Origin of the sequence: Taibaiella koreensis (assembly GCF_003545715.1) — a bacterium.
GTDB lineage: Bacteria > Bacteroidota > Bacteroidia > Chitinophagales > Chitinophagaceae > Taibaiella > Taibaiella koreensis.
This window is the reverse complement of record NZ_QVNU01000014.1, coordinates 1-5,928: the sequence shown is the minus strand read 5'-3', so window position 1 is coordinate 5,928 and position 5,928 is coordinate 1. Positions and strand designations below refer to the sequence as shown.

Sequence of the window (5,928 nt, the reverse complement as noted above, 5' to 3'; positions counted from 1 at the left end):
ACATCGCCTCGGTGTATGCCGTGCACAAGGCCTGCGACTTTGAGCAGATCACGCTGGACTCGGGCTATCGCCGGCCGGAGCCACGCTTTGTGCTGGCATTGGGCATGTACAACCTGCAGCGCTTCGGCGGCTATATCGGCCGTTCGCAGCTGTCATCGTTCAATAGTATCCCGGCAAGCAAAGGACCCAACCGTGTGAATGTATCGCTGGCCGATGAAGCCTTTGTGCTGGTGGACCGCAACAATCTGAACACGGTAGTAGGGCAAAGCTTCAGCAACTCGGCCGATGCGGAACGTTACCTGGCAGGACAGCTGGCGACAGCACCGGCCACGGCAGCCAACTGGATTGTGGCCAACCGTTTTGAGCTGGCGAACTAACAATAATATACAGGTAAAAACCTGGAAGATTGCTGGCTTTTTCCTGAGGAGTATTATTGGTAATCATAGTAAAACAAGAGAACTTTAAAGCAATAATAAAAGATAAGCCGGCCGGAGGTAGGATGGCAGGACAAGTACTATTGATCACATAAAAATATCCGATTATGGCTTGGACAACGAAAACGCTTGCTGAATTACCATTTTTAATCGTTGGGCCTATGCTAAGAAAAGTGACGCCCAATACGATAAATGTATTTATTGTCACAAGAGACGACTGCCAGGCCAGGCTAAAACTTTATAAGCACAATGGCAATACCGCTGCCCCTGATGAGCTTGATACAGGCGCCTATACACCGATGCTTAAGATAGGCGCACATATGTTTGTCAATGTAATTTCCTTGTCGCTGGGCGCGAACATGACTCCCGGTATAACCTACGGGTACAATGTTGAATTTAATATTGGCGGCACGGAATACAGTTTATGGAACATAAGTGTATATGACGGTATTACCAATATCCTGAAAATAGCAATTCCCTCCCTGATCTTCAAAATAGGCGGTTTGGATCGCCTGCTGCCTACTTTCGTATTGCCGCCAATTGATAAAGCGAAGCTGAGGGTCATACATGGTTCCTGCCGGAAGCCGCATGGCGAAGGCTTGGATGCGATGGAGCAAGTGTACAAAATACTGCACTACACTGCAAACAACCCTGATAATGTTACAAATCCCAGTGACCGGAGGCCACAGATGATGTTTCTTACGGGTGACCAGATATATGCCGATGATGTGTCGCCGATCTTGTTGGACATGATTAATAAATATGCGCAGTTGCTCCTGGGCTGGGATGAGAATCTGGCGCCTCTGGGTTGCGATGTAGCCAATATGGCCCCCGGAGCGCGCGCTGACAACATAATCAATGTCGCTAAGTTTTCGGTTGATGAAAAAGTTGCAGGCTCTCACTTAATGAAGTTAAGAGAGTTCATTATTATGTACTGCATGGTATGGTCCAACGCGTTGTGGAAGGAAGATCCTGCCAAACCGGGCTTCCCGGCGCTTCCCGCATTTGCCGATCTCTTCCCTGGCACCCCGGAAGAGGAAACAAAAACCTATGTGGTCCCGCCTTCGGTCCCGCTGGCCAATCCCTGGCCTACGCAGGTGACATTTAAGACCGGGGAATTCGATACCTATGAAAAGCAATGTAGCTACCTGGCTCAATTCTATCAGGCCTTAAACAAAAACATGCGGGCTATCCTGGCCAATATCCCTTCTTACATGATCTGCGATGATCATGAAATTACAGATGACCTGTTTTATAACGGAAGCTGGTTTGATGGCGCCATCAATAACTCGGCCCTCGGAAAGCGGATCTGTACCAGTGGCATGGCAGCATATGCCCTGTTCCAGGATTGGGGTAACAAGCCCGAAGACTATATTTCCGGTCAGCCCGGAGGTACCTTGCTCAACTACATCTACAATGTCAGCAATAATAACCCCGATGCACCTGCTATATGGAATGCCATTTCCGATATCGTACTCCCCGAGCTATATGCTCCCGTTCTGCAAACACCTGTGCTGAGGCATAAAGCAGGTAGTCTCAACTGGCATTATTATTACGAAGTATCCAACGCTTATGAATTCCTGGTCCTGGATACCCGGACTATGAGGGTTTTTCACGAGGGGAACGACGGGGTACCGGGATTGATGAGCGAGGACGCCCTGACAAAGCAAATTGCGCTGCCGGGAAGCAGCAAGAGCAAGGCACTGATCTTCGTTATATCACCTACTCCCGTAATTGGCGTCAACTACATCGAGAAAAGAAAGGAAGATGCGAATTCAAATTTCATTAAAAAGCGATTTGCCAACAAGCAGCAGTTGGATCTTGAGCATTGGTCTTTTGATAAGAAAGCCTATGAGCATCTTTATTCAAAATTGTTTTCCAGGAATCCCAATGCCACATTTCTGCAGGTGATTATGCTGGGCGGAGATGTACACTATGCATACAGTAGCAGGATGCAATACTGGGCCAACCAGCCGTATATGGAAGGCTCCGTGGTCAGGAAAATGACAATAGCGGGCTTATGCGCCAGCAGTTTCCGTAATGAGGTATCTGCCAGTAACGTGGGTATGGGAGAACGGATATTCGAAGTTTATACGAAAGCTTATCACGGTGATATATTAGACGACGTTATTGATAAGTCGGTTGTATACGGTTGGCAAAATCTTTCCCTGGGTAAATTGAGCATCCCGATCAGCGGGACATCAGGTTATGTGCTTGCGCTTCCACACAATGTAACCTTCGATGGAGAGACGCCCGCTACCTTTGACCGTAACCGGGAGCTAAGCACGCCCTACGAAAACGACTATGCCAATATAACAAATGACCCATACCATGACTGGCACTATCGCATTGCACCGGTAAAAAGAACGGATCCCGGTTATGTACCTGCTCCTGCAAACGGCTATACGCTTGATAGCTATAAGAGCTATACCGCGGCTCATCGTGCGGTTTATGAGAAAGCAGGTCAAGGAGGCAAATTTATAGTAGGTTACAATAATATGGGTGATATTATGCTCGAATCGGGGCCTCAGGGTATCGGATACGTATATCACCAGATATGGTGGGCCAGCGATGAAGACAGGAAAAACTATGAGAACGATCCCAATTTTCCCGATATGGGCCTGCCTTATACCATACATAAAATAGATATGAACCTATATAATGAGCCGGCATTGAATAATCCCTGATCGTTCAGACAACCAATACAAAATCCGATGACAACATTACTTCAAATAGATAGCGTGGCGGCAGACGGGCTTTTGCTGGCTTATTGCGCCATGTTCATGTTTGGATACGCTGTTTTATCGCTTTTGTTCCTTATTATCTTTTCCGGCAGGCGATTAAGTAAAGCGCTGTTTGCCACTTACAGCTTTTTTACTGCCGCTTTTTACGGCGCTTTCCTGGCCCTGTGTATTTATTATTTTACCCGGTATCCACGGGCCTGGGATGGAATATTTAAAGACAGTGGGTATGGCGATCAGCTGAAATTCAACCTGTTTTGCCTGGTAATTGTCCTGGGCTTGATTGCGAACATTGTTTTCTGGGTCAGGCGGGCCTCCCGAAGGGGCCGTTAATGCTTATAATCCTTTGCGCATACTGATTATACACGAAAAATGAAAATCTATGGCAGCCAGTAATGCTCAGCTCGAATTAATAAAGGCGATTGATGAACTATGTGCTCCGATCGAATTTGCGTTAAAGAATACTTCGAACGCCAAAGTATTCTTTAAGTCCCTGGGGTGGGACTTCAGTCGTATCGACAGTTTCCCATTCAACGATCTGCTCGATGCTGTTGACGATATTTATACTCTTGTGCTTGAGGTCAGGGCGATCATCCAGGATCCCCCCGAAAGCCTGGACGACCTCACCGAATGCCTGGATGTTTTATTGGCCTTATTCAATGCTATAGACAGCATTTCTAATTTTATTAACGGACTTTCGGGCGCAAGTCTTACCCCTGCGCTTAAGTCCGAGTTTGGAAAGCTGGGTACCGATATTGTCAATTACCTGGTATGCGGTTATCTCGAAGCGCATCATTTTAAAATATATGCCACCTTATCGGTATTGGGTATTATAACACCTTACCAGGTGGCTGGGCTCTCCCCGGCAGTCTATCAAGGTAACGAAGGATGGGTGAGGTTACCTTACAAAAAATCGACCATTCATTTGAAGAATGTAGTAAGCCTGCTGTCCCGTCCTTTGTCTTATTTCAAAGAGCAATTTTACCCGGCATCAGGTCTGCTGAATACGGCGGCAGAAGCGCAGGAGTTCTCGGACAAATTCTTCCCGCGGCTTGTCCTGCTTTTTCAGTCGCTGGGCTTTGACGCTGTCTACGGCATCGATAAGAATGACTCTTCACTATATACACCGGAAGCCTTTTCGGTGATGAAAAGGACCTTGACCGTGAGCCGGCAGGCGACGGCCGCGCTACGCTATGGGGCAACGCTTTCGGTATCGCCTACTGCCGAGGGAGGACATGGCCTGGTCGTCAGCCTGTTTGGTGATTGGTCTTATTCAAAGCAGATCGCCGACTGGCTTTTGTTTATCAAGGCCTCCGGCAGTATAGATGTATTTGCCATCAATGCATCTGGTATCCATTTCCCTGCTTCTTCTGCCAATGTCGCTTTCTCCATACTGGTGCAGCTTACCCGCTTCAGCAATGACAACTCGCTGCTCGGAAGCACTACAGGGACCCGTTTCAACATACAAAACATTGCTATCGCTGCTATCGTTGATTATAGCAGCAATAAAGTATCTTATGGGTTCGAATCTTATTTTAACGGAATTGAGTTTGCGATCGGTGGTGAAGGAGATAATTTTATCAATAAGGTTATTCCCAATGGGGCAAAAGGGAAATTCGACCTTGCGTTTGGCTGGAACAGTATTGGTGGCTTTCACTTCAATACTGGCGGCGGACTCGAGTTTCTTTTCCCGTTGCATATCAAGGTAGGTCCGGTTGATTTCGAGGGCGTAACGCTGGGGGTCTATTTAGTCAACGAAGCGATCAGTATCAGGGGTGGTGGTGATATCTCGCTGAATTTGGGACCTATTGTTGCCTCCATTAAGAACATTGGTATTAAAGCCGATATTACCTTCCCTGCAAACAATGCCAATCTTGGTTTTTGTAATCTTAAACTGGGCTTCAAGCCGCCTACCGGCGTTGGCCTGGCCATCGATGCCGGTCCGGTAAAAGGCGGCGGCTTCCTCAATTACGACGAAGCCACCTGGACCTATACCGGCGGACTGGAGCTCAATTTTTCGAAGATTTCGTTCAGCGCGATCGGTATCGTGAGCACCAAATTGCCCGGCGGAGAAAAAGGCTATTCGCTGCTCATCATCATCACGGCGGAGTTTGGTCCCCTTCCATTGGGTATGGGCTTTACGCTCAACGGGCTGGGCGGTATCCTGGGATTGAATCGCACGATGAACCCCGATGTGTTGCGTACCGGCATCCGCGACAATACCTTGGACAATATCCTGTTCCCGAAAGATATTGTCAAGAATGCCAACACCATTATCAGCAATATCGGTCAGGCTTTTCCCATTAAGAAAGACCAGTTCCTGGTAGGTCCCATGGCCAAGATAGGCTGGGGCACGCCTACCTTGCTTACCATCGAGTTGGGCATCATCATCGAGTTGCCCGAGCCGGTAAGACTTGCGATCCTGGGTGTGGTCAAAGCCCTGCTGCCGAGCAAGGAGAATGCGATCGTGAAGATCCAGGTGAACTTCCTGGGCATTATCGACTTTACCAACAAATACCTGTCGTTCGACGCCTCGCTGTACGACTCCCAGATCCTGACCTTCGGACTGTTCGGCGATATGGCGTTGCGGCTGTACTGGGGCGACAAGCCGGCCTTCCTGCTGTCGGTAGGGGGCTTCCATCCCCGGTTTACCCCGCCGCCACTGAACCTGCCCGAGCTACGGCGGCTCACGCTGGTGCTGGCCAACCAGGACAACCTTAAGATCAGCGTAGAGACCTACTTTGCCGTAACCT

4 protein-coding genes are annotated in these 5,928 nt (G+C 48.5%); all 4 read left to right on the top strand.

All coding sequences use genetic code 11. The annotated features are described in order from the left end of the window. Nucleotides 1–377, top strand: a 377-nt coding sequence (locus DZK30_RS25485; RefSeq protein WP_162903469.1) for a hypothetical protein, incomplete at its 5' end; no start/stop codon positions are given. Between the two features lie 218 nt (nucleotides 378–595). Beyond that, on the top strand, nucleotides 596–3,121 hold the full coding sequence (locus tag DZK30_RS25480; protein ID WP_118977019.1) for a hypothetical protein: 2,526 nt from the start codon (nucleotides 596–598) through the stop codon (nucleotides 3,119–3,121). A 27-nt stretch (nucleotides 3,122–3,148) separates the two neighbouring features. Continuing rightward, nucleotides 3,149–3,508, top strand: a complete 360-nt coding sequence (locus tag DZK30_RS25475; RefSeq protein ID WP_162903468.1) for a hypothetical protein — start codon at nucleotides 3,149–3,151, stop codon at nucleotides 3,506–3,508. A 49-nt stretch (nucleotides 3,509–3,557) separates the two neighbouring features. After that, on the top strand, nucleotides 3,558–5,928 hold a 2,371-nt coding region (locus DZK30_RS25470; RefSeq protein WP_205529570.1), incomplete at its 3' end, for a DUF6603 domain-containing protein.

Bases quoted from the DNA above. Each gene is read 5' to 3' on its own strand.
- DZK30_RS25480 (WP_118977019.1), top strand. From the start codon at position 596: ATGCTAAGAAAAGTGACGCCCAATACGATAAATGTATTTATTGTCACA.
- DZK30_RS25475 (WP_162903468.1), top strand. From the start codon at position 3,149: ATGACAACATTACTTCAAATAGATAGCGTGGCGGCAGACGGGCTTTTG.